18 protein-coding genes are annotated in these 18030 nt (G+C 71.3%); 6 read left to right on the top strand and 12 right to left on the bottom strand.

Features of this window, described 5'->3' with window-relative positions:
• Window positions 1-58: 58 nt before the first annotated feature.
• The 10 genes from mug to C503_RS0131070 all read right to left on the bottom strand — a co-directional run bounded on the left by mug (window position 59) and on the right by C503_RS0131070 (window position 9061).
• A complete protein-coding gene (gene mug / locus C503_RS0131115) occupies window positions 59-628 on the bottom strand; it encodes a G/U mismatch-specific DNA glycosylase (RefSeq protein WP_033401245.1) in 570 nt (189 codons plus the stop codon).
• Between the two features lie 200 nt (window positions 629-828).
• Window positions 829-1170, bottom strand: coding sequence for a metal-sulfur cluster assembly factor (locus C503_RS0131110; protein WP_425393543.1), 342 nt, complete (start codon window positions 1168-1170; stop codon window positions 829-831).
• A 56-nt stretch (window positions 1171-1226) separates the two neighbouring features.
• Window positions 1227-1670 (bottom strand): Fe-S cluster assembly sulfur transfer protein SufU, encoded by a 444-nt coding sequence (sufU, locus tag C503_RS0131105; protein ID WP_018686144.1) that lies wholly within the window; start codon window positions 1668-1670, stop codon window positions 1227-1229.
• Window positions 1670-2956, bottom strand: a complete 1287-nt coding sequence (locus C503_RS0131100; protein ID WP_018686143.1) for a cysteine desulfurase — start codon at window positions 2954-2956, stop codon at window positions 1670-1672. The genes sufU and C503_RS0131100 overlap by 1 nt, the downstream gene beginning before the upstream one ends.
• Before the next feature lie 47 nt (window positions 2957-3003).
• Window positions 3004-3774 (bottom strand): Fe-S cluster assembly ATPase SufC, encoded by a 771-nt coding sequence (sufC, locus tag C503_RS0131095; RefSeq protein ID WP_018686142.1) that lies wholly within the window; start codon window positions 3772-3774, stop codon window positions 3004-3006.
• Window positions 3775-3809: 35 nt separating this feature from the next.
• Complete coding sequence (locus C503_RS41500) at window positions 3810-4124, bottom strand: non-heme iron oxygenase ferredoxin subunit (protein ID WP_018686141.1); 315 nt, start codon at window positions 4122-4124, stop codon at window positions 3810-3812.
• The gene (gene sufD, locus C503_RS0131085) at window positions 4121-5305 is read right to left on the bottom strand and encodes a Fe-S cluster assembly protein SufD (protein ID WP_026316879.1); all 1185 of its coding nucleotides are present in this window, start codon (window positions 5303-5305) and stop codon (window positions 4121-4123) included. Before sufD ends, C503_RS41500 begins: the two co-directional genes overlap by 4 nt.
• 2 nt (window positions 5306-5307) lie before the next feature.
• Window positions 5308-6756, bottom strand: coding sequence for a Fe-S cluster assembly protein SufB (gene sufB / locus C503_RS0131080; RefSeq protein WP_018686139.1), 1449 nt, complete (start codon window positions 6754-6756; stop codon window positions 5308-5310).
• Window positions 6753-7544: a helix-turn-helix transcriptional regulator gene (locus C503_RS41495; protein ID WP_018686138.1), complete on the bottom strand. Its 792-nt coding sequence runs from the start codon at window positions 7542-7544 to the stop codon at window positions 6753-6755. The genes sufB and C503_RS41495 overlap by 4 nt, the downstream gene beginning before the upstream one ends.
• Window positions 7545-7633: 89 nt before the next feature.
• On the bottom strand, window positions 7634-9061 hold the full coding sequence (locus tag C503_RS0131070) for a hypothetical protein (RefSeq protein WP_018686137.1): 1428 nt from the start codon (window positions 9059-9061) through the stop codon (window positions 7634-7636).
• A 111-nt stretch (window positions 9062-9172) separates the two neighbouring features.
• Here C503_RS0131070 and mptB point away from each other — a divergent pair, with 111 nt between their 5' ends.
• The 4 genes from mptB to C503_RS0131050 all read left to right on the top strand — a co-directional run bounded on the left by mptB (window position 9173) and on the right by C503_RS0131050 (window position 14005).
• Window positions 9173-10777 carry a polyprenol phosphomannose-dependent alpha 1,6 mannosyltransferase MptB gene (gene mptB, locus C503_RS0131065; RefSeq protein WP_018686136.1) on the top strand — a complete coding sequence of 535 codons (1605 nt, stop codon included), beginning with the start codon at window positions 9173-9175 and terminating at the stop codon, window positions 10775-10777.
• Window positions 10778-10788: 11 nt separating this feature from the next.
• The gene (locus C503_RS0131060) at window positions 10789-11715 is read left to right on the top strand and encodes an ABC transporter ATP-binding protein (protein ID WP_026316878.1); all 927 of its coding nucleotides are present in this window, start codon (window positions 10789-10791) and stop codon (window positions 11713-11715) included.
• Window positions 11716-11774: 59 nt separating this feature from the next.
• The gene (locus tag C503_RS0131055; protein ID WP_033401243.1) at window positions 11775-12491 is read left to right on the top strand and encodes an ABC transporter permease; all 717 of its coding nucleotides are present in this window, start codon (window positions 11775-11777) and stop codon (window positions 12489-12491) included.
• Between the two features lie 566 nt (window positions 12492-13057).
• Window positions 13058-14005, top strand: coding sequence for a COX15/CtaA family protein (locus tag C503_RS0131050; protein WP_018686133.1), 948 nt, complete (start codon window positions 13058-13060; stop codon window positions 14003-14005).
• Here C503_RS0131050 and C503_RS0131045 read toward each other — a convergent pair.
• The gene (locus tag C503_RS0131045) at window positions 14002-14277 is read right to left on the bottom strand and encodes a hypothetical protein (protein WP_018686132.1); all 276 of its coding nucleotides are present in this window, start codon (window positions 14275-14277) and stop codon (window positions 14002-14004) included. The genes C503_RS0131050 and C503_RS0131045 overlap by 4 nt on opposite strands.
• A 106-nt stretch (window positions 14278-14383) precedes the next feature.
• On the opposite strand from C503_RS0131045, the gene C503_RS0131040 reads away from it, so the two are divergent.
• Window positions 14384-15355 carry a quinone oxidoreductase family protein gene (locus tag C503_RS0131040; protein ID WP_018686131.1) on the top strand — a complete coding sequence of 324 codons (972 nt, stop codon included), beginning with the start codon at window positions 14384-14386 and terminating at the stop codon, window positions 15353-15355.
• A gap of 54 nt (window positions 15356-15409) precedes the next feature.
• Here C503_RS0131040 and C503_RS41490 read toward each other — a convergent pair whose 3' ends face one another.
• A complete protein-coding gene (locus C503_RS41490) occupies window positions 15410-15865 on the bottom strand; it encodes a MarR family winged helix-turn-helix transcriptional regulator (RefSeq protein WP_018686130.1) in 456 nt (151 codons plus the stop codon).
• 69 nt (window positions 15866-15934) lie between these two features.
• On the opposite strand from C503_RS41490, the gene C503_RS0131030 reads away from it, so the two are divergent.
• Window positions 15935-17983 (top strand): MMPL family transporter, encoded by a 2049-nt coding sequence (locus C503_RS0131030; protein ID WP_018686129.1) that lies wholly within the window; start codon window positions 15935-15937, stop codon window positions 17981-17983.
• Window positions 17984-18030 lie beyond the last annotated feature (47 nt).

Raw genomic sequence — 18030 nt, 5'->3', positions numbered from 1 at the left:
GGCTGGGGTGGGGGGTCCACAGTGGGCGGGTGGGGCCGTGTCTGGGCGTGATCCTCTGCTATGAGTGTGGGTTTGTTGTGCCTGGGTGGGTGATGGCCAGGCGTAGTTTGCGGAATTCCTCGGCGAGGCTGTCGAGTTGGTAGTGGGCGTTGAGGCCGCTGGGGTTGGGGAGGACCCATACGCGGACGGGGCCGAAGGTCTCGTGCTGTTCGCCGATCGATGCTTTGGGAGCGCCGAATGCGGTGCGGTAGGCGGTCACGCCGACGACCGCGAGGGCTTTCGGGGTGTGCTCGGCCACCAGGTCGCGTAGGCGGGCGCCGCCCGTGGTGAGTTCGTCGGCGGTGAGCTCGTCGGCGCGGGCGGTGGCTCGGGCCACGAGGTTGGTGACGCCCAAACCGAAGGTGGGCAACAGGTCCTGCTCGTCCGGGCTCAGCTGTCTGGGGGTGAAGCCGGAGCGGTGCAGGGCGGGCCAGAAGCGGTTGCCGGGGCGGGCGAAGTGGTGGCCGGTGAAGGCCGAGTAGAGCCCGGGGTTGATGCCGCAGAACAGCACGGCGAGATCGGGGGCGATGACGTCCGGGATGGTGCGGTGGTGGGCGGCGGCGAGGTCGGCGCGCGTGGGGCGGGGCACGCTCCCATGGGAACAGAAGTCGATCACCGCCGCCAACCGTCAAAAGTCGCGAGACGTGGTGTTCTGGTTGGGGATGCCGCTGCTTGGCGGGCCGGTGCTGATCCGTCCCCCGCAACGTTCCCGGTGCCGTGGCGACGATGCGGCTGCCAGGTCGGGAACGATGCCGGGTGGGGACGAGGGGGTGGGTGGCGGGAGGAGAACTACACCGTGAATCCGAGGGCTCGGAGTTGTTCGCGGCCGTCGTCGGTGATCTTCTCGGGGCCCCATGGGGGCATCCAGACCCAGTTGATGCGGAAGTCGTCGACCAGGCCGGAGCCGGTCAGGGCGGCACGGGTCTGGTCCTCGATCACGTCGGTGAGCGGGCAGGCGGCCGAGGTGAGGGTCATGTCCAGGGTGGCGGTGTTGTCGTCCTCCACCCGGATGTCGTAGACCAGGCCCAGGTCGACCACGTTGATGCCGAGCTCGGGGTCGACCACGTCGCGCATGGCCTCCTCCAGGTCGTCCAGGGTGGCCACGTCCGCGCGCGGGTTCTGGTCGGTCATGCCTGCCGCGCCGCGCCGTACGCCGTCGGTGGACTCGGCACTGTCGGGGGTCTCGGTCATCGCTGTTCTCCTCCGGCCTTGGCGACCGCGTCCTTGAAAGCCATCCAGCCCAGCAGTGCGCACTTCACGCGGGCCGGGTACTTGGCCACGCCCGCGAAGGCGATGCCGTCCTCCAACACATCCTCGTCCGGTTCCACCGTGCCCCGGCCGTGCATCAGCTCGACGAAGGCGTCGAACTTGCCGAACGCCTCGACGACCGGTCTGCCCACCACCAGGTCGGTCAGCACCGACGTGGAGGCCTGGCTGATCGAGCAGCCCTGGCCGTCGTAGGAGACGTCCGCGACGGTGTCGCCGTCCAAGCGGACCCGGAGTGTCACCTCGTCGCCGCAGGTGGGGTTCACCTGGAACGACTCGGCGTCGAACGGGTCGCGCAGGCCGCGGCCGTGCGGGTTCTTGTAGTGGTCCAGGATGATCTCCTGGTACATCTGCTGCAGCTGCATCAGGCCACCCCGAAGAAGCGCTTGGTCTCCCGCACGCCAGCCAGGAACGCGTCCACGTCGGCCAGGTCGTTGTACAGGTAGAAGCTGGCGCGCACGGACGCGGGCACGCCCAGCCGCCGGTGCAGCGGCCACGCGCAGTGGTGGCCGACGCGGACGGCGATGCCCTGGTCGTCGAGGACCTGGCCCGCGTCGTGCGGGTGCACGCCGTCGACGACGAACGAGACCGCGCCGCCGCGGGAGACGCCGTCGGTCGGACCGATGACCCGGATGCCGGGGATCTCGGCCAGGCCGTCGAGCGCGGCCACGGTGAGCGTGTGCTCGTGCGCGGCGATCCGGTCCATGCCCACCACGGTGAGATAGTCCACGGCCGCGCCGAGGCCGACCGCCTGCGAGGTCATCGGGGTGCCCGCCTCGAAGCGCTGCGGGGGCGCGGCGAAGGTGGAGCCCTCCATCCGGACCGTCTCGATCATCGAGCCGCCGGTGAGGAACGGCGGCATCGCGGCGAGCAGCTCACGGCGGCCGTAGAGCAGGCCGAGACCGTACGGGCCGAGCATCTTGTGGCTGGAGAACACCGCGAAGTCCACGCCAAGCGCGGCGAAGTCGACCGCCGAGTGCGGCACCGACTGGCAGGCGTCCAGCACGACCAGCGCGCCGACCGCGTGCGCCCGGTCGACCAGCGGCGCGACCGGGTTGACCGTGCCGAGCACATTGGACTGGTGGGTGAACGCGACCACCTTGGTCCGCGCGGTGATCACGCTGTCCACATCGGACAGGTCGAGCCGACCGTCGTCGGTGACGCCGAACCAGCGCAGGGTCGCCCCGGTGCGCTGGGCCAGCTGCTGCCACGGAACCAGGTTCGCGTGGTGCTCCATCTCGGTGACCACGATCTCGTCACCGGGGCCGAGCGCGAACCTGGCCGCCTCCGGTTCCGAGGACGACACAGCCGCCGCGTTGCCCATGGCATAGGCGACGAGGTTGATGCCCTCGGTGGCGTTCTTGGTGAACACCACCTCGTCCGGCGAGACACCGACGAACGCGGCGACGCGGGCACGCGCGTCCTCGTAGGCGTCGGTGGCCTCCTCGGCGAGCTGGTGCGCGCCGCGGTGCACGGCGGCGTTGTGCTCGCGCAGGAACGCCGCCTCGGCGTCCAACACCTGGTTCGGGTGCTGCGCGGTGGCCCCGGAGTCCAGGTACACCAGGCGTTTGCCGTCGCGGACGGTGCGGCCGAGGATGGGGAAGTCGGCGCGCAGGGCGTCGACGTCCAGTGGAGCGGTCACGGCGGTCACTCGACCGTCACCCCCTAATCTGTTGGGCTACAACCGGTGTAACGCCGTCAGACGCCCGCGGCTTCCGCGGCGCCGGTGTACTTCACGTAACCCTCGGCCTCCAGCTGGTCGGCCAGCTCGGAGCCGCCGGACTCGACGATGCGGCCACCGGCGAACACGTGCACGAAGTCCGGGGTGATGTGCCGCAGGATGCGGGTGTAGTGGGTGATCAGCAGCACGCCGGACTCGCCGGACGCGCGGAACCGGCTCACGCCCTCGGAGACGACCCGCAGCGCGTCCACGTCGAGGCCGGAGTCGGTCTCGTCCAGGATGGCGATCTTCGGGTTGAGCAGCGCCAGCTGCAGGATCTCGTGCCGCTTCTTCTCGCCGCCGGAGAAGCCCTCGTTGACGCTGCGCTCGGCGAAGGCGGGGTCGATCTCCAGCTCCTTCATCGACTCCTTCACCTCCTTGACCCAGGTGCGCAGCTTGGGCGCCTCGCCGCGCACGGCGGTGGCCGCGGTGCGCAGGAAGTTCGACATCGACACGCCGGGGACCTCGACCGGGTACTGCATGGCCAGGAACAAGCCCGCGCGGGCCCGCTCGTCCACGCTCATCTCCAGCACGTCCTCGCCGTCGAGCGTGACGGTGCCGCCGGTCACCTCGTACTTGGGGTGGCCAGCGACGGCGTAGCTCAGCGTGGACTTGCCGGACCCGTTCGGGCCCATGATCGCGTGGGTCTCGCCCGCCCGCACGGTCAGGTCGACGCCCTTGAGGATCTCCTTGGGACCGTCGTCGGTGGCGACCGAGACGCGCAGGTCCTTGATCTCCAAAGTGGCCATGGTGGTGGTTTTCTCCTGTGCTGCGGGAACTTCGGCTAGTTCAGTGTCTTGGTGACGTCGACCAGGACGTCGTCGCCGTCGATGGCGACCGGGTAGACCGCGACCGGCTCGGTGGCGGGCGGCGCGGAGGGGGCGCCGGTGCGCAGGTCGAAGCACGACCCGTGCAGCCAGCACTCCAGCCCCTTGCGGGACGTCTCCCCCTCCGACAGCGCGATCGACGCGTGCGAGCACTCGTCGCGCAGCGCGTGCACCTCGTCGCCGCGGCGCACGAGCACGATCGCGACATCGTCGACCTCGACGGCGAACGGTTTGCCGTCAGCGAGGTCCGACAACGAGCACACGCGAATCATGCGCCGACGGCTTCCAGTTCGGCCTCGATCGCGGCCTCCAGGCGCTCGCGCACCTCGGGGACCTGGATCTTCATCAGCAGCTCGTGGAAGAAGCCGCGCACGACCAACCGGCGCGCCTGGTCCTCGGGGATACCGCGGGCCTGCAGGTAGAACAGCTGCTCGTCGTCGAAGCGGCCGGTGGCGCTGGCGTGCCCGGCACCGGCGATCTCGCCGGTCTCGATCTCCAGGTTCGGTACCGAGTCGGCGCGCGCGCCGTCGGTCAGCAGCAGGTTCCGGTTCAGCTCGTAGGTCTGGGTACCTTCGGCCGCCGCGCGGATCAGCACATCACCAACCCAAACTGTGTGCGCGGCTGTGTCACCTTCCCCATCGCCTTGCAGCGCGCCCTTGTAGACCACATTGGACGTGCAGTTCGGCACGGCGTGGTCGACGAAGGTGCGGTGCTCGAAGTGCTGGCCCGCGTCCGCGAAGTAGAGCCCGTTCAGCTCCACTTCCGCGCCCTTGTCGGCGAACGCGGCCGTGGGCGAGATCCGCACGACGTCGCCGCCGAGGGTCACCACGGTGTGCCGCAGCACGGCGTCCCGGCCGATCCTGGCGTGGTGCGCCGAGACGTGCACGGCGTCGTCCGCCCAGTCCTGGATGGACACCACGGTCAGCTTGGCGCCGTCGGCGAGGACGAACTCCACGTTGTCCGCGTACACACCGGACCCGCGGTGGTCGATCACCACAACCGCCTCGGCGAACCGCTCGGCGCGCACCTGGAGGTGTCCATACGCGACCTTGCCCGCACCCGGACCGGTGACCGTGATCGTCACCGGGGTAGCGACCTGGGTCTCCTTGGCCACGGTCACGACCGTGGCCGCGGTGAACGAGCTGTACGCCTGCGCGGCGACCCGGTCGGCGGGCACGCCTGCCGCGCCGAGCCGGGAATCCCCGCGCTGCACCGTCTCCACGGTGATCCCAGTGGTCTCGGTGGGAGCGTCGACCTCGACCGAGGCCGCACCCGAGGCCTCGGCCCCGGTGTGCAGCCCGGCGAGCCGCTTCATCGGCGTGAAGCGCCAGATCTCCTCGCGCCCACTCGGAACCTCGAAGGCCGCAACGTCGTAAGACGTGAACCATTCAGCCCGCGATGCCTCGGGAACAACCGCCCCGTGCGAGTGGGGCTTGTCAACAGCCGCGGTCATGATTAACCGACCGCTCCTTCCATCTGCAGCTCGATCAGTCGGTTGAGTTCCAGCGCGTACTCCATGGGCAACTCGCGCGCGATGGGCTCGACGAACCCGCGCACGATCATGGCCATCGCCTCGTCCTCGGTCAGGCCGCGGGACATCAGGTAGAACAGCTGGTCCTCGCTGACCTTGGACACGGTGGCCTCGTGGCCCATGGCCACGTCGTCCTCGCGCACGTCCACGTACGGGTAGGTGTCCGAGCGGCTGATCGTGTCGACCAGCAGCGCGTCGCACTTCACCGTGGACTTGGCGTGGTGCGCCCGCTTGTTGACCTGGACCAGGCCGCGGTAGGAGGTGCGGCCGCCGCCCCTGGCCACGGACTTGGAGATGATCGTGGAGGAGGTGTGCGGGGCCATGTGCACCATCTTGGCGCCCGCGTCCTGGTGCTGGCCCTCGCCCGCGAAGGCGATGGAGAGCACCTCGCCCTTGGCGTGCTCGCCCATCAGGAACACGGCCGGGTACTTCATGGTCACCTTGGAGCCGATGTTGCCGTCGACCCACTCCATGGTCGCGCCCTCGTCCGCCTTGGCCCGCTTGGTGACCAGGTTGTAGACGTTGTTCGACCAGTTCTGGATGGTGGTGTAGCGGCAGCGGGCGCCCTTCTTCACCACGATCTCCACGACCGCCGAGTGCAGCGAGTCGGAGGAGTAGATCGGGGCGGTGCAGCCCTCGACGTAGTGCACGTAGGCACCCTCGTCGACGATGATCAGGGTGCGCTCGAACTGGCCCATGTTCTCGGTGTTGATCCGGAAGTAGGCCTGCAGCGGGATCTCCACGTGTACGCCCTTTGGCACGTAGATGAACGAGCCGCCGGACCACACCGCGCCGTTGAGGGCGGAGAACTTGTTGTCCCCGTGCGGGATCACCGAGCCGTAGTACTCCTCGAACAGCTCCGGGTGCTCCTTGAGCGCGGTGTCGGTGTCGAGGAAGATGACGCCCTGCTTCTCCAGCTCCTCGTTGATCTTGTGATAGACCACCTCGGACTCGTACTGGGCCGCGACACCGGCGACCAGGCGGGCCTTCTCCGCCTCCGGGATGCCCAGCTTGTCGTAGGTGTTCTTGATGTCCTCCGGCAGGTCCTCCCAGGACTGGGCCTGCTTCTCGGTGGACCGCACGAAGTACTTGATGTTGTCGAAGTCGATGCCCGACAGGTCGGCGCCCCAGGCGGGCATGGGCTTGCGGTCGAACAGCCGCAGCGCCTTCAGCCGGGACTCCAGCATCCAGGCGGGCTCGCCCTTCTTGGCCGAGATGTCCCGGACCACGGCCTCCGACAGCCCGCGCTGCGCGCTCGCGCCCGCGATGTCGGAGTCGGCCCAGCCGTACTCGTACTTGCCGAGCGTCGCCAGGGTCTCGTCCTGGGTGAGCGGCTGGGGTGTGGTGGTGCGCTGCTCCGCAGCGGCGGTCATGGGGACTCCCCTCCATCGGGAACTCGTTGAACGGTGCCGGGAGCACGGTCCGGCGCGCCCGCGGGTCGCGGACCGGCCTGGGTCGCCTCGGCGTTCGGGACGTGCGTGGTGCACGCCGCGTCGCCGTGCGCGATGGTGGCCAGCCGCTGAACGTGGGTGCCCAGCAGGTCGGCGAACATCGCCGTCTCGACCTCGCACAGCTGGGGGAACTCCGCCGCGACATGCGCCACCGGGCAGTGGTGCTGGCACAGCTGCTCCCCCGAGCCGACGCCGCGGGTCGTGGCGGCGTAGCCCTCGCGGGTCAGCGCCAAGGCGAGTGCCCTGGCCCGGCCCGCCGGGTCTCCCGGCGCGGTCACGTCCTCGCGGTGCCGGTCGACCAGGGTGGCCACCCGACGTTCGGCGAAGGCGCGGACCGCCTGCTCTCCCCCGCGCTCGGCGAGGAAGCGCAGCGCGGCGATGGCGAGGTCGTCGTAGGCGTGCCCGAACCGGGACCGGCCGGTCTCGGTGAGCAGGAACAGCTTCGCCGGTCGTCCGCGGCCCCGGCCGTCCACCCGGGGGGCGTCGCGGGTGTACGCCTCCCCGTCGGCGACCAGTGCGTCCAAGTGCCTGCGGACGGCGGTGGGGCTCAGTCCCAGCGCCTCGGCGATCGCGACCGCCGTCACCGGCCCGCGCTCCAGCAGCAGCCTGGCCACACCCTGCCGGGTGCGCCCGTCGGCCTGCTGCCCGGCCCCGGTGGGACCGGTGCCGGTCTCCTCCGGGGTCCGCGGAGCGGGGGCGGTGTTTTTCACAACACAAGTGTGTCTTATTTCCCGGCGGCAGGCAAAGATGGGGGTCGTCACTAGTGAGCCGGATCACAGATCCAGGGCGAACTCGCTGGTCAGACGGTGGGTGCTGGCCCGTCCGAGGAAGCGGCCGCCCGACGCGCCTCCGCCTCGACCACCAGCTCCGCGTTACGGCCGAGACGGTCGTACGCGGCGGCGAGGGCGGGACCGGAGCCGCCGACGAGGTCCAGCGCGTGCTCGGCGATCGCGAGCAGTCTGCCCGCCTGCTCGGGCGGCACGACGAACGGGGTGGTCGGCTCCCACGGCAGGTCCGCCACGTCCGGCCGGACCGCGTAGACGCTGTCCACGGCGAGCGCGCCGAGCACGTCCGGCAGCCAGTAGACGGTCGGGGTCCGCTTGCGGCGACCGCTCGGCCGCACCTCGTCGGCCCACTCGGCCAGCACCTGGTCGCGGCCATCCGAGCCCAGGTCGAAGACGGCGCGGGCGGCCGCGGCCTGGCGGCGCTGCACCGCCCGGCGCAGCGTGCCGAACTGGACCAGCACGGTGGCCGCGCCGACCGAGACCGCCGGGAGCAGCAGCGAGCCGGACGGGTGGAACAGCCCGACGGACAGCACCGCGAAGACGACCGGCACCAGCACCCGCGCCTCCAAGGCGACGAGGTTCGCGCCCGCGGGCAACCGGACCCGGCTGAAGTTCTGGATGTGGCTCGCCCGCAGACCGCCCGCGTTGAGCGGCATGACCCACCCCGGCGCCGCGATGGCCAGCACCGCCAACGCCGAGTAGAACGTGCCACTCACTCCGACGAGTCCGGGCTGCCGCGCCCACCAGCCCGCGAACAGAGCACCGAACGGGCCCGCGGACATCACCGCGATCGCCGCCCACAGCGAGGTCTCCGCCAGCCAGAGCCGCTGTCGGTGCCCGCGCGGCAGCACCCGGCGGGTGAGGTCGACGAAGTACAGGATCAGGCACAGCAGCGCCGCGGTGGCGATGCGGAGCCCGTGGTCCATTCCGGACGCCCCGGGCATCGGCACCAGGACCACGGCCACGAACGGGAGCAGGCACGACAGTCGCGCCGCGACAGTCAGCGCAGGCGTGAACCGCGGCGGCAACGGCCACCGCCCGGCCCGCTCCCCCGGGAGCAGCCGCGCGGACAGCGGACCGCGCACAGCAAGGAAGGCGCGACGCAGGGCGTACCCGACAAGGACCGGGGTGGCGACCAGCGCACCGAAGGCCGGGAAGTCGTCCCCGACGACGAACATGTCCACCGCGAGCAGCACGCCGGTGATCACCCCGCCCGTCGCCCCGACCGCGAACCCGGCGACCCCGATGGCCACCGCCACGCCGACGGACAGCGGCCCGACCGGCCCCCAGGCCGTCAGCACCGCCCCCGCCGCCAGGCCGAACGCCAGGTCGGCCAGGGCGGCCCGGTCGCGCCGGGAACCAACCTCGCCCAGGCGTCGCACCAGGAAGAACAGGGCGGCCACGAGGAGTACGACCTCGGCCGCCGACGACAGGTGATCCACGCGAAGCCCCCAGCCCCGACGAAACGTTGCGCGGATCTTGCAACACGACCGGCCCGCCGGGCCAGCCCATTGCGGTCCTGAGCGGATCACGGTCCCGCTACTCTTCCGGACGTGGTGGCGGGAGACACGGAACACGGGAGTGCGCGCGGGCGCGGGGAATCCGGCCCGCTCAACGCGGCGGAGCGCAAGCAGCTCGACGTGGTGCGGCGCTTCGGGACCGTGGGTTCGCTGCTGCTGACCATCGGCTCGCTCGGCGCGGGCGCGGCCCCGGTGTTCAACCCGGTGTTCCGGATCCCGGTGCTCGGCCTGTTCAGCCGGATGACCACGGTCGCGCTGGCGTTCGCGTTCACCGGCGTGTTCATGATCGTGCTGGCCTGGCTGGCGCTGGGCAGGCTGTCGCGGCCCGGCCGGGAGCGCGCGGTGTCGGTGCCGCAGATGGCCCGCACGCTGGTCATGTGGATCGCGCCGCTGGTGTTCACGGTGCCCAGCTTCAGCCGGGACGTCTACAGCTACCTGGCGCAGAGCGAGATCGTGGCGATGGGCCAGGACCCGTACACGGTCGGGCCCGCGCAGGCGCTCGGCGTGAACCACCCACTCACCCAGGGCGTGCCGACGATGTGGCGGGAGACGCCGTCGCCGTACGGGCCGCTGTTCCTCACCCTGGGCAAGGCGGTGAGCTGGCTCACCGGCGACCACGTGGTGATGGGCGTGGCCGCGCACCGGGCGCTGGCGCTGATCGGCCTGGCGATGATCGTGTGGGCGCTGCCCCGGCTGGCCCGCCGGTTCGGGGTCAGCCCGGTGAGCGCGCTGTGGCTGGGCGCGGCGAACCCGCTGACGCTGTTCCACCTGGTGGTCGGCGTGCACAACGAGTCGCTGGCGATCGGGCTGATGCTGGTGGGCTTCGAGCTGGCGCTGCGCCGGATGCCTCGGGTCACCCCGGACGGGCCGTTCCCGCCGTGGCAACGCGGCGAGCTGCTCTGGTACGCGATCGGCGCCGGGGTGATCACCCTGGGCGCGGCGACGAAGATCCCGGCCGCGCTGGCCCTCGGCTTCCTCGGGGTGATGATCGCGCGCCGGATGGGCGGCACCTGGAAGCAGCTGCTGATGGTCGCGGGCGGGCTCGGCGTGGTGTTCGGCGTCGTGCTCACCGCCACCTCGCTGGGCAGCGGCCTGGGCTACGGCTGGGTGGCCACGCTCAACACCGCGTCCACCATCAAAAGCTGGATGGCACCGATGACCGCGCTCGGGTTCGGCGCGGGCTGGCTGGGCATCGTGCTCGGCCTCGGCAACCACATGGACGCCGCGATCACCGCGGGCAGGCTGGTCGGCACCGTGATCGGCCCGCTGATCGCGGTCAAGCTGCTGCTGGACAGCTTCCGCTGGAAGCTGCGCCCGCTCACCGGGCTGGGCGTGGCGCTGGGCGCGGTGCTGGTGTTCGGCGCCACCGTGCAGCCCTGGTACCTGCTGTGGGCGGCGTTGCCGTTGGCCGCGGCGGCGGGCAACACCCGGTTCCGCACCGCGGCGATGGTGATCAGCGTGGTGCTGGCGGTCGCGCTCGGGCCGACCGGGTCCACCTTCGACGGCCGGGTGTTCGTGCTGCCGTACGCGTACACCGGCGCGCTGGTGGTGACCGCGCTCGCGGTGTTCGCGGTCCGCCGGTGGCTGCCGCGCGCCGAGCGCCGGGGCGCCCCCGCCGTGACCGCGCCCACGCCTTAGGCTTCCCGTTCGTGAGCGTGCCCGCCGTCGAGGTGTACGACCTGGTCAAATCGTTCGGGGCGACGACCGCCGTGAACGGACTCGGGTTCCGTGTGGACCGCGGCGCGGTGCTGGCGCTGCTGGGCCCCAACGGCGCGGGCAAGACGACCACGGTGGAGATCTGCGAGGGCTTCCGGCGCCCGGACGCGGGGAAGGTCCGGGTGCTCGGCCTCGACCCGGTGACCGAGGGCGCGCGGCTGCGGCCCCGGATCGGCGTGATGCCGCAGGGCGGCGGCGCGTACCCGGGGGTGAAGGCGGCCGAGATGCTGCGGCTGGTGGCCGCGTGCGCGGCGAACCCGCTGGACCCCGCGTGGCTGCTGGACATCCTCGGGCTGGACGGCTGCGCCCGCACCCCGTACAAACGGCTGTCCGGCGGGCAGCAGCAGCGGCTGTCGCTGGCCTGTGCCCTGGTCGGGCGGCCGGAGCTGGTGTTCCTGGACGAGCCGACCGCGGGCATGGACCCGCAGGCGCGCAGGCTCGTGTGGGAGCTGGTGGCCGCGCTGCGCGCGGACGGGGTGAGCGTGCTGCTGACCACGCACCTGATGGAGGAGGCCGAGGCGCTGGCCGACCAGGTGGTGATCGTCGACCACGGCCGGGTGGTGGCCGAGGGCACGCCGCGCGAGCTGACCGCGGCGGGCCCGGACGAGCAGCAGCTGCGGTTCCGCGCCAAGTCCGGATTGGACACCGGGCTGCTGGTGGCCGCGCTGCCGGAGGGCTGCCGGGTGACCGAGCCCTCCCCTGGCGGCTACCTGGTGGCCGGGGTGGTCGACCCACAGGTGGTGTCGACGGTGACCGCGTGGTGCGCCCAGCAGGGCGTGCTGGCCGAGGAGCTGCAGGTGGGCAGGCGCAGCCTGGAGGACGTCTTCCTGGACCTGACCGGACGGGAGCTGCGCTCGTGAACGGACGTTTCGCACCAGGCACCTTCACACCGGCCCCGGGAGCGGGCCGCCCGGTGCGGATGCTGTTCACGCACGCACGCACCGAGGCCGCGCTCACCCTGCGCAACGGCGAGCAGGTGCTGCTGACACTGCTGATCCCGTTGGCGCTGCTGGTCGGGCTCACCCTGGTGCACGTGATCTCGCTGCCCGAGCCACGAGTGGACTCCGTCACACCACGGGTGTTCGCGCTCGCGGTGATGTCGACGGCGTTCACCGGCCAGGCCATCGCGCTCGGCTTCGACCGCCGCTACGGGGTGCTCAAACGCCTGGCCGCGACCGCGCTGCCGCGCTGGCTGCTGGTGGCCGGGCGGGTGCTGGGCTGCCTGGCCGTGGTGGTGTTGCAGCTGGTCGTGCTGGGCGTGGCCGCCGCGCTGCTGGGCTGGGCACCGACCGCCGCCGGTCTGCTGTGGACCGTGCTGCTCACGGTGCTGGGCACGCTCACCTTCGGCGCCCTTGGCGTACTGCTCGGCGGCGCGCTCAAGGCCGAGGTGGTCCTGGCGCTGGCCAACGTGGTGTGGCTGGTGCTGCTGTTCGCGGGCGGCATCGTGCTGACCGCCGACACACTGCCCGCCGGGATGGCCGAGGTGGTGCGACTGCTGCCGTCCGCCGCGCTGACCGAGGGACTCACCCAGGCACTGGTCGACGGCTCGGCGCCTGCGTTGTCCACTGTGGCCACCCTGGCGGCCTGGGGCGCGGGCGCGGGCCTGCTGGCCACCCGCACAACGCGGCTGAGTTGATTTCCTCCCGCCACCCGCCCCCTCATCCCCGCCCGGCACGGTCCCCGATCTGGTAGCCGGATCGTCGCCGTGGCACCGGGGACGTCGCGGGACGAACGAACCAATCCCGGCTGGTGAAACCTAGCGGTGCGACTCCGCCCGAGGCCGAAGGCCAGGAAAGACCAGGACCCGCAAAGCAGCTCGACCCCCTGCCAACGCAACACGCCCCACCCCAGGACGCGGATGCCCTCGGATCCCCGCCTGCCCGCCGTGCCGCCTCCGGCAGGCGAGCGCCATCCCGTGGTGCGCTGCCGCCGGGCGGGTCGTGGGGGGAAAGAACCCGGCCGGCGGCAGCCTCACGGGAAGGCGGCGGGGGGAGTCCGCCCTCCGGTACGCAGTGTAGTTCGCCGTGATCACTACGTGGGGTCCTTTCGCGAACATCCCGCGACTTTCTCGGTTCGGTTCCCCGGACCGCTCAATGGTTTCTTTGGAGGTCTTCCCGGTGTCGGGATCCCGGCGGTGAGAGCGAAAGCACGTCCGGCAGTACCGCCCCGCGACTCTCAGTTACCCGGGCCTACCATCACCGGGTGTCGCTGGAAACCCTCAAAGCCCGCATCGATCGCCTGCCCGCCCCCTCCCGTCGGGCCCAGCGCGCGGCGGCGATCACCGTGGTGGTCACCCAGGCGCTGATCGCGGTCACCGGGTCCGTGGTGCGGGTGACCGGGTCCGGGTTGGGTTGCCGCACCTGGCCGCAGTGCCAGCAGGGCAGCATGTTCCCGGTCGACCACCCCGAGTTCGCCATGCTGAACCAGTGGATCGAGTTCGGCAACCGACTGCTGACCGGTGTCGTGGGCATTGCCGCGTTCGCCGTGTTCGCCTTGGCCTACCTGGTCCGGCCGCGCCGTCGGCACTACCTGCGGCTCGCGCTGACCATGCCGGTGGGTGTGCTCGTGCAGGGGGTCATCGGCGGCATCACGGTGCGACTCGACCTGCTGTGGTGGACGGTCGCGGTGCACTTCCTGGCGTCCGCGGTCATGATCTGGCTATCGGTCATGGTGGTGCACGCCATCGACGAAGGCGACGAACCGGCGCGGCGCCGCGGCCCGGCCGGTCTGGCAGGCCTGCTGGGGATCTCGGTCGTGGTCCTGCTCGGGCTGCTCTCCGCGGGCACCATGGTCACCGGCGCGGGCCCGCACGCGGGCGACGCGGCGACCCCGCGGCTCGACCTGCCGGTGGAGACCCTGGCCCACGTGCACGCCGCGTTCATGTTCGTCTACCTGGGCCTGTTGCTCGGCGCGGGCGTTCTCCTGCGCACCAACGGAACGACCGGCCTGCTGTGGCGGCGCTACCTGGTGCTGGTGGGCGCCGTGCTCGCACAGGGCCTGCTCGGGTTCGTCCAGTTCTGGACCGGCGTCCCGGGCGTCCTGGTGACCCTGCACGTGCTCGGCGCGACACTGGTGATCGCCGCAACGGCATCGTTGTGGTGCACCACCCGCGAACGAACCCTCACCCCGGCGGTCCCGGTCACTGTCTAGCCGCGCGCGCGGGCCGCCATCTTCTTGCGGTGCGCGGACCCGATCCGCGCCCCCGCCACGGTCTCCCGGTCCCACTCGGCCGCCTGGACACCGTCGACCCGCTCGATCAGCGCGGCACCCGCCTCGACATCGGCCACCACGACGTCCCCCATCGTCCCGTCCGGCCCGACGAGCACGACCCGGGCCCCGGCCCGCCCGATGTTCTCCACCACCGCGCGCGTCGGTCGACCGTGCGCCGCCACGAACGCCGCGACCGCTTTCGTGTTGTCCATGCCGGTGAGCTTACGGCCGTTCCTGCATGCTGGACGCCTGGAATGCCCCGGGCGGTCGGGTGGTTGGCCTGGCCGGAAGGCGACACCCGACGCGGAGGAGACGAACGTGGCCCAGGCAGTGCAGGTGGCGGAGACCGGTGGGGTCGAGGTCCTGAACTACACGTCGGTGCCCGACCGGGACCCGGGGCCTGGGGAGGTCGCTGTGCGGGTCGCGGCTGCCGGGGTCAACTACATCGACACGTATCACCGGCGGGGCATCTATCCGCTGCCGCTGCCGTTCATCCTCGGTCTGGAGGGGGCGGGGACGGTCGAGGCCGTGGGGTCCGAGGTGTCGGATGTGCGGGTGGGCGACCGGGTGGCGTGGGCGCAGGGGCTCGGCAGCTACGCGGACCGGGTGGTGGTGCCCGCGGACAAGGTGGTGCCGGTGCCCGCGGACATCTCGGACGAGACCGCCGCCGCGGTCCTGTTGCAGGGGTTGACCGCGCACTTCCTGGTGGCTTCGACGTATCCGGTGGCGGTGGGGGACTCGATTCTCGTGCACGCGGCCGCGGGCGGGGTGGGGCTGTCGCTCGTGCAGCTGGCCAAGGCGCGAGGGGCTCGGGTGATCGGGACCGTGTCCACGGACGAGAAGGAGAAGCTCGCCCGGGAAGCCGGGGCGGACGAGGTGATCCGGTACACCTCGGAGGACTTCGTCGTCCGGACGCGGGAGCTGACCGGCGGGGAGGGGGTGGCCGCGGTGTATGACGGGGTCGGGGCCACCACGTTCGACGGGAGCCTGTCCGTGTTGCGGCCGCGTGGGGTGTTGGCGTTGTTCGGGGCGGCGAGCGGGGCGGTGCCTCCGGTGGATCCGCAGCGGTTGAACCAGGCCGGGTCGGTCTATCTGACGCGGCCCACCATGGCGCACTACGTGGCCACGGCGGAGGAGCTGCGGTGGCGGACCGGGGAGTTGTTCGAGGCTGTCACGGGCGGGGGGCTGAAGGTCCGGGTCGGCGGGAAGTACGCGTTGGGTGAGGTTCGGCGGGCGCATGAGGACCTGGAGGGGCGCAGGAGCAGCGGGAAGCTGCTGCTGATTCCGTAGTCCGCGCTGCCTGCTTGGTCGGGTGGAGCGACCTCGCGTGACGATTCCACCCGATCAGTCCGGTTCCGCGGGCGGGCGCAGGTCGACTGCCCGGTCCACTCCCAACGACATCACCAGTTCCACCAACTGGCCTCGCAGGGCCTCGTAGTCCTGCACCGCTCCCAGGACCTGCGGGTCCTCCCGCTCGGCACGCAACGCCTCCGCGTGTACCTCCCGCCCCTCCCCCGTCACCGAGATGATCGTGCGCCTGCGGTCGTGCGGGTCGGCGTCGCGGGAGACGTATCCGGCTCGGTGGAGGCGCTCGACGGTGCGGCTCATGGTTTGGTCCGTCACGCGGGCGGACTGGGCCAGGGAACGCTGTGAACAGGGGCCGTCGGCGAGCAGGTGCAGGACGATCAGGCCGGCGTGGGTCAGGTCCCGGGTGGCCAGGAAGCGCTGCCAGGAGTGTTCGACCAGGCGGGCGGCCACCGACAACAGGCGACCGGTGGGCCAGGTGTGGGGTTCGGTCATGCCGGGTCTACCGTCCCGGGATATTGTTCAGCCCGCTGAACGTTTGACCCGACTGCCCCAAGGATCGTCATGACGACCAACCGTACGCGGTGGCTGTTGCCCGGTTTGCTTATCGTCGCCTGGTTGGTGGTGGGCGGGATCGGGGGGCCGCTCCAGGGGCAGCTCTCCTCGGTGCAGACCAACGACAACGCGTCGTTCCTGCCCGAGTCCGCCGAGTCGACGCGGGTGTCGGAGCTGCAGAAGGGGTTCGCCGACAGCACCGCGCTGCCCGGGGTGATCGTGTTCGAGCGGGCGGGCGGGCTCACCGCGCCCGACCGGAAGGCGATGGGGGACGCGCTCGCCGAGGTGTACGGCATTCCGGGGGTGAAGCGCGCGTCACCGTTGCAGGTGTCCACAACGGACAACGAAGCGGCACAGGCGGTTGTGCTGTTGCCCACCGGGGGCAAACAGCTGCGACCGGTGGTCAACCAGATCCGGGAGACCTTCGTCGGTCTGCCGCAAGGGCTTGCCGCGCATGTCACCGGGCCGGGCGGGTTGATCGCGGACTTCACGGCCGCGTTCGGCGGGATCGACGGGCTGCTGCTCGGGGTGACGGCCGCCGTGGTGGCGCTGATCCTGGTAGCCGTCTACCGGAGTCCGATCCTGCCACTGGTCGTGTTGCTCACCGCCGGGTTGGCGTTGTGCCTGGCGGTCACGGTGGTCTACCTGATGGCCAAGGGGAACGTCCTCACGCTCAACGGGCAGAGTCAGGGGATCCTGTTCATTCTCGTGTTCGGCGCGGCCACCGACTACGCGCTGCTGCTCATCTCGCGGCTGCGTGAGGAGCTCCGCAGGCACGAGTCCGTCGGGACCGCGATGTGGGCCGCGCTCAAGGCGGCGGCCGGGCCGATCGGGGCGTCGGCGGGGACGGTCGTCGCCGGGCTGCTCTGTCTGCTGTTGTCGGATCTGCGCTCCAACTCCAGTCTCGGGCCGGTGGCGGCGATCGGGATCGTCGCCTCCCTGCTCTCCGCGCTCACGTTCCTGCCCGCCGTGCTCATGGCGTTCGGGCGGGCCGCGTTCTGGCCGTTCCGGCCCACGCACACCGGGGACGCGACCACCGACGACAAGCAGAACGGGATCTGGGCGCGGGTGTCCGGCGCCGTCGGTCGAAAGCCACGGTTGATCTGGATCGTGAGCACCCTCGTGCTCCTGATCGGTGTCGGGTTCCTGCCGCAGCTCAAGGCGAGCGGGGTGTCGCAGAGCGAGCTGTTCCTCACCGAGGTCGACTCGGTCACCGGGCAGGACGTGCTCGCCCGGCACTTCCCCGGGGGCACCGGGTCACCGGCGGTGCTGATCACCGATGCCGGATCCGCGCAGCAGGTCATCCGACTGGCCAAGGAGACCGAGGGCGTCGCGGATGCCGGGCCGCGCGCGGCCGGGGGTGCGCCGAAGACCGTCGACGGGAAGGTCGAGATCAACGCGGTGCTCAAGGACGCCGCCGACAGTCCGGCGGCGCTGGACACCGTGCAGCGGCTGCGGGATCGCACGCACGACATCGGTGGGACGCTCGTGGGCGGGCCGACGGCCAACCAGCTCGATGTCCGGACGAGCGCGCTGCACGACCGGAAGGTCATCATCCCGGTCGTACTGCTGGTGATCTTCCTCATCCTCGCGCTGCTGCTGCGCGCGCTGCTGGCCCCGCTGCTCCTGATCGCCACCGTCGTGCTGTCGTTCGCCGCGACGCTCGGGGTGAGCGCGTTGGTGTTCAACCACATACTCGGATTCCCCGGCGCGGATCCGAGCGTGCCGTTGTTCGCGTTCGTGTTCCTGGTGGCGTTGGGGATCGACTACAACATCTTCCTCATGACCCGGGTGCGCGAGGAGGCGTTCCGGCACGGCACGCGCGAAGGCGCGTTGCGTGGGCTGCGGGTCACCGGCGGGGTGATCACGTCGGCCGGGGTGGTGCTGGCCGCGACGTTCGCCGCGTTGTCGGTGTTGCCGATTCTCTTCCTGGCGCAGATCGCGTTCCTGGTGGCCTTCGGCGTGCTGCTGGACACCCTGCTGGTCCGCTCGCTGCTGGTGCCCGCGCTGACCGTCGACATCGGACGCCGGGTGTGGTGGCCCGGTCGGGTGGACTGAGCACGAAAAAGCGGCGTGCCCCGGGAAGGGCACGCCGCTTCGGGAGC

It is taken from the genome of Actinokineospora enzanensis DSM 44649, assembly GCF_000374445.1.
Lineage (GTDB): Bacteria > Actinomycetota > Actinomycetes > Mycobacteriales > Pseudonocardiaceae > Actinokineospora > Actinokineospora enzanensis.
Note: the sequence above shows the minus strand (reverse complement) of the source record. Positions and strands in the feature narration are given on the sequence as shown.

Bases quoted from the DNA above. Each gene is read 5' to 3' on its own strand.
- C503_RS0131110 (WP_425393543.1), bottom strand. From the start codon at position 1,170: ATGACCGACCAGAACCCGCGCGCGGACGTGGCCACCCTGGACGACCTG.
- sufU (WP_018686144.1), bottom strand. From the start codon at position 1,670: ATGCAGCTGCAGCAGATGTACCAGGAGATCATCCTGGACCACTACAAG.
- sufC (WP_018686142.1), bottom strand. From the start codon at position 3,774: ATGGCCACTTTGGAGATCAAGGACCTGCGCGTCTCGGTCGCCACCGAC.
- C503_RS41500 (WP_018686141.1), bottom strand. From the start codon at position 4,124: ATGATTCGCGTGTGCTCGTTGTCGGACCTCGCTGACGGCAAACCGTTC.
- sufD (WP_026316879.1), bottom strand. From the start codon at position 5,305: ATGACCGCGGCTGTTGACAAGCCCCACTCGCACGGGGCGGTTGTTCCC.
- sufB (WP_018686139.1), bottom strand. From the start codon at position 6,756: ATGACCGCCGCTGCGGAGCAGCGCACCACCACACCCCAGCCGCTCACC.
- C503_RS0131055 (WP_033401243.1), top strand. From the start codon at position 11,775: ATGCTGTTCACGCACGCACGCACCGAGGCCGCGCTCACCCTGCGCAAC.
- C503_RS0131045 (WP_018686132.1), bottom strand. From the start codon at position 14,277: ATGGACAACACGAAAGCGGTCGCGGCGTTCGTGGCGGCGCACGGTCGA.
- C503_RS41490 (WP_018686130.1), bottom strand. From the start codon at position 15,865: ATGACCGAACCCCACACCTGGCCCACCGGTCGCCTGTTGTCGGTGGCC.
- C503_RS0131030 (WP_018686129.1), top strand. From the start codon at position 15,935: ATGACGACCAACCGTACGCGGTGGCTGTTGCCCGGTTTGCTTATCGTC.